The sequence below is a fragment of the Mesorhizobium sp. M4A.F.Ca.ET.050.02.1.1 genome (assembly GCF_003997725.1).
GTDB lineage: Bacteria > Pseudomonadota > Alphaproteobacteria > Rhizobiales > Rhizobiaceae > Mesorhizobium.
The window spans coordinates 1-4,079 of the sequence record NZ_RZSG01000550.1; the positions used below are offsets into that span (position 1 = coordinate 1).

3 protein-coding genes and 2 pseudogenes are annotated in these 4,079 nt (G+C 63.9%); 2 read left to right on the forward strand and 3 right to left on the reverse strand.

Translation table 11 applies throughout. The annotated features are described in order from the left end of the window. Positions 1-107: pseudogene (locus tag EOA33_RS40830) on the reverse strand (transcriptional regulator); the annotation flags it as partial. A gap of 228 nt (positions 108-335) precedes the next feature. Here EOA33_RS40830 and EOA33_RS26620 point away from each other — a divergent pair. Together EOA33_RS26620 and EOA33_RS26625 are read left to right on the forward strand one after the other, a co-directional pair. Next, entirely contained in the window at positions 336-1,346 is a 1,011-nt protein-coding gene (locus EOA33_RS26620; RefSeq protein WP_127420988.1) for a fatty acid desaturase, read from the forward strand. A 90-nt stretch (positions 1,347-1,436) separates the two neighbouring features. After that, positions 1,437-2,240 carry a PhnD/SsuA/transferrin family substrate-binding protein gene (locus EOA33_RS26625; protein ID WP_126054110.1) on the forward strand — a complete coding sequence of 268 codons (804 nt, stop codon included), beginning with the start codon at positions 1,437-1,439 and terminating at the stop codon, positions 2,238-2,240. On the opposite strand, the gene EOA33_RS26630 is transcribed toward EOA33_RS26625, so the two are convergent. Beyond that, positions 2,229-3,581, reverse strand: coding sequence for a Xaa-Pro peptidase family protein (locus EOA33_RS26630; protein WP_126054111.1), 1,353 nt, complete (start codon positions 3,579-3,581; stop codon positions 2,229-2,231). The two genes, EOA33_RS26625 and EOA33_RS26630, sit on opposite strands and share 12 nt — an antisense overlap. Before the next feature lie 19 nt (positions 3,582-3,600). Then, positions 3,601-4,079, reverse strand: a pseudogene (locus EOA33_RS39295) (glycosyl transferase family 39); the annotation flags it as partial.

A 4,079-nucleotide genomic window follows, 5' to 3' on the forward strand; every position in this document is an offset into this window, starting at 1 on the left:
CGGTCTATACCGACCGCTGTCGCGAAAGCCGACTGGTTCAGGTCCGAGCGTGTCAAGAGCAATTTCAGGCGCTCTCGGAAGAGAGTCGACAGGTCGCGCTTGTCCATCATGCTGCTCCAGCTTTGGAGAGGAAAAATTTGCGCCGAAGCCGAATTGAACGTGGCTCAGGCGTAAATGAATCCTCCGTTTTGTTTACAATGTATAACATATGCGGCTGAAAATGCGCACTCGCAACAGTTTGTGCGCTTTGTCGCGTTGCGACAACGGCAGGCTCCTGACACAATGCTGTCAGGAATCAAAGTGGTTCCGGCGACTGGAGGGCAGTGGTCGATCGCATGGCAAGCATGACTAAGAGACGTAGCAGTGCAGCGGCTATCGAATGGCCGACCGTGTTCTTGGCATTTTTCTGCTACGGCACCTGGCTCGCCACCGGCTTCCTTCTCTGGCCATCCTATCCGATACTGGCGCTCGGCGCCCTGGCCCTGACCGCCGCGCTGCAATCCTCGCTGATGCACGAAGTGCTGCACGGCCATCCGACACGCAATGCGCGGATCAATGAAGCCTTTGTCTTCCTGCCGATCGGCGTGGTGTGGCCGTTCCGCCGCTTCAAGACGATCCATCTTCGCCACCATGCCGACGAGCGGCTGACTGATCCGCTTGACGATCCGGAGAGCTATTATCAGGCGCTCTGGATGCATGAGGAGTTGCCGCCGGCGATGAAATTCCTGCTGAAGGTCAACAACACGATGATAGGCCGGCTCATTCTCGGTCCGTGGCTGTCGTCGATCGGTTTCTTCATCGACGACGCCAAGCAGATTGCTGCCGGCGACAAGGCGATCCGCAAGGCATGGCTGCTGCACGCCGTCGGCCTTGCCGTAGTCGTGCCGATCGTGACGTTCGGCTTCGGCATTCCGCTGTGGCTCTACATCCTGGTGCCGGTTTGGCTCGGCCAGTCGATGATTTCGATCCGCACCTATGCCGAGCATCAGTGGTCGGAGCATCCGGAAGGGCGCACGGTGATCATCGAGCGCTCGCCGCTGTCCTTCCTGTTCCTCAACAACAATCTGCATTTCGTTCATCACAAGAGCCCGACGGTTGCCTGGTACAGACTGCCGAAGCTGTTCCGCGACCGCCGCGAGGAGTGGCTGCGGATGAACAATGGCTATGCCTACCCGAACTATTTCGCGCTGCTCAAGGCGCATGCCTTCAAGGCGAAGGAGCCAATCGTCCATCCGGTGCTGCGGCGCGCGCCGGAGCCGGGCCGGGCATTCAAGCCGCGGGTTCGGGCGCGCAACGTCAATGGGCTAGGCAGCGCGCCGGTTCCGGCCGAGCCGCCGAAGGAATGATCCCGGTATAGCCGCCACGCGGCATCTATGCTGCGGGCGGCTCGCGTCCGCGATCTTGTCAGTTTTCCAGAACAGCGGTCAAATCCAGGCATGAGCGAATTCGTTGCGGCCTTGCCGATGTATGACTGGCCCGAGGCGAGGGGCGAGGTCGATGCGCAATGGGCGCGGCTGCGTGAAGCCATCAGGCAGAAGGGCATCGACGCGCCGGAGATACTCGTCCGCGGCAATGGCGACCTGCCGCCGGTGCCCGGCGGCATCCGCGACGCAGCCGGCAAGGTCATCGCGCCCGATCCGGCGACGCTGCCGGCGAGCGACCTCGATTTCCACGGGCTCTGGCTGCATCCGGCGCTGCTGTTCGGGCAGACCTGTTGGGGGCCGATGGAACTGGGGCTCGCGAGCCACGTCCAGGTGATCGGCCAGCCGAGCTACGATGCCATCGAGGGCGGGCAGGGCGAGCTCTATTCCAGCGCCATCGTCATGCCGGCGGACGGCGGGCCGTTCGTAGCATCGCCGGCTGATGGCAGCGCCTCGATCCCGCTCGATCTCATCCGTGGCAAACGCTTCGCCTTCAACAATCCGGATTCCATGTCCGGACTGCTCGGGCTGACGCGCGACCTGGAGGCGATGGGCGAAAGCCTCGACATTTTTGCTTCGCAGATCGAGAGCGGCGGGCATCGCTCCTCGATCGTCGCCATTGCCGAGGGCAGTGCCGATGTCGCGGCGATCGACTGCGAGAGCTGGGCGCTGGCCAAACGCTTCGAGCCGGCCGCGCGAGAAGTGAAGGTCGTTGGCTGGACCAAGCGGCGCAAAGGCCTGCCGTTCATCACCGCCCGCGCCACGCCGCCAGAGACGGTAGCGGCGTTACGCGAAGCGATCGCTGATTCAGCCCAGTAGCCGCTCGTCGAGGGGATAGCGCGAGAGCTGCGGGTTGCCGGTCTCGGTGATCAGGATCTGCTCCTCGATCTTGACACCCTCGCGTCCGCCCAGGCGGCCGATATAGCTTTCGACGCACAGCACCATGCCGGGTTCGAGCACGCCGTCCGGCGTATCCTCGGTCCAGTCGCTGGCGTGCGGCAGCGTCGGATATTCGTCCGCCAGGCCGACGCCGTGGTAGAGCACGCCGTAGCGGGTCGGGAAGCAGTCGCCGGGCGGGACCGTCGCGCGCTCGACGAGCTCGCGGAAGGAAATGCCCGGCCGCATCAGTTCGGTGTTGTGGGCGATCTGGTCGGCGGCGATGCGGAAGAGATCGCGCTGCTCGTCCGACGGTTTTCCGTCGCCGCAGAGCCAGGTGCGCGAGAGGTCGGCACAGAAGCCATACGGGCCGATCAGATCGGTGTCGAAGGCGACGAGATCGCCTTCCTTGATGACGCGCGACGAGCACTCCTGGAACCACGGATTGGTGCGCGGACCGGAAGACAGCAGCCTGGTCTCGATCCATTCGCCGCCGCGCGCGATGTTGCCGCGATGGAGCTCCGCCCAGAGCTCGTTTTCGGAAATGCCTGGTTTCAGCGCCCGTTCCATCTCGCCCATCGCCGCCTCGCAGGCGACGATCGAGCGGCGCATGGCGAGGATCTCGTCCGGCGATTTGATCAGCCGCGCGCTCTCCATCACTGCCTCGCCATTTCCGATACTGACGCCGAGGCGGGCTAGCTCCTCGGCGCCCTCCGGATTGATGTGGTCGACCGCGATGCGGTGGTTGCCGCCGCCATGTTGCGCAACCAGATCGGCGATGCCTGCGGCCCAGCGGCGGACCTTCAATGACGTCAGCTCGCCGCTGTAGAGATACATCCACGACACCGCCGGCCGCACCTCGTCGACGACCCCGGAATGATCGGACAGGTGCTCGCAGGAGAAATAATCGAATAGCACCACCGGTCCCTCGGTGGCAACGAAACAGTGGCGCGTCGGATTGTGCGCGACCCACAGCTGCATGTTGGTCGAGTCGGTCGCGTAGCGGATGTTGACGGGATCGTAGAGCAGCGCGCCGGCGTAGTCGCGCCGCTTCAACTCGGCACGTATTCTGCCGAGCCGGTATTCGCGTATGGCCGCAAGATCGGGAGCGGCAATGCCGGCCGCCTGCCACTCGGCCTCGGCGAACGCCCCGTAGCCCAGCACATGCTGGTTGAGCGAGGCCGCCTTCTGGCGGGAGGCTTCGCGCAACGCCTCGACGGAGCCGGCCGCATCCGGTTCGAACGGCATGATCTTGCGATGGCGGCCGAAGCGTTGCGTCTCCATGCGGGCTCTCCTGGTGCCGCTATTGCGCCGTGATCTTGTAGAGTCTGGTTATCGTGAGCTGGCGGGTCGTGGGCGTACCGCCGAGCAACTGAGGTACCGCAACCTGCCGATGGATGGTCTCCATCGCATAGCCGGCGTTGGCGATCCTGTCGAAAATGACCGAATTCGGCTCGCCGTCGTCCGCCGCCAGGACAAGCACGGCGGGTTCGCGGATCGACGGGGCGAAATCGGGTATCTCGTCGTCGAGCACGACGAGATCGGGATCGACAAGACGCAAATTGCCGGCCCAGAACCAGCTGGATATCACAGTGCGAACCGGCCCGTCGGACATGAGCTGGCTGTACAGCGAATGATAGTCCATCCGCACGATGCGCCCGCGGCTGTCTCCGCCGTACACCTGCATGTACCAGCTTACCGGCAGCACGAGGATGGCGAGGACGGCGCCGGCGAAGACAATCGTGGCTTGCGTCTTCTTGCCCCTGTCGCCGATGGCATCCA

Coding starts and splice junctions, on each gene's coding strand:
- EOA33_RS26625 (WP_126054110.1), top strand. CDS start 1,437: ATGAGCGAATTCGTTGCGGCCTTGCCGATGTATGACTGGCCCGAGGCG.
- EOA33_RS26630 (WP_126054111.1), bottom strand. CDS start 3,581: ATGGAGACGCAACGCTTCGGCCGCCATCGCAAGATCATGCCGTTCGAA.
- EOA33_RS26620 (WP_127420988.1), top strand. CDS start 336: ATGGCAAGCATGACTAAGAGACGTAGCAGTGCAGCGGCTATCGAATGG.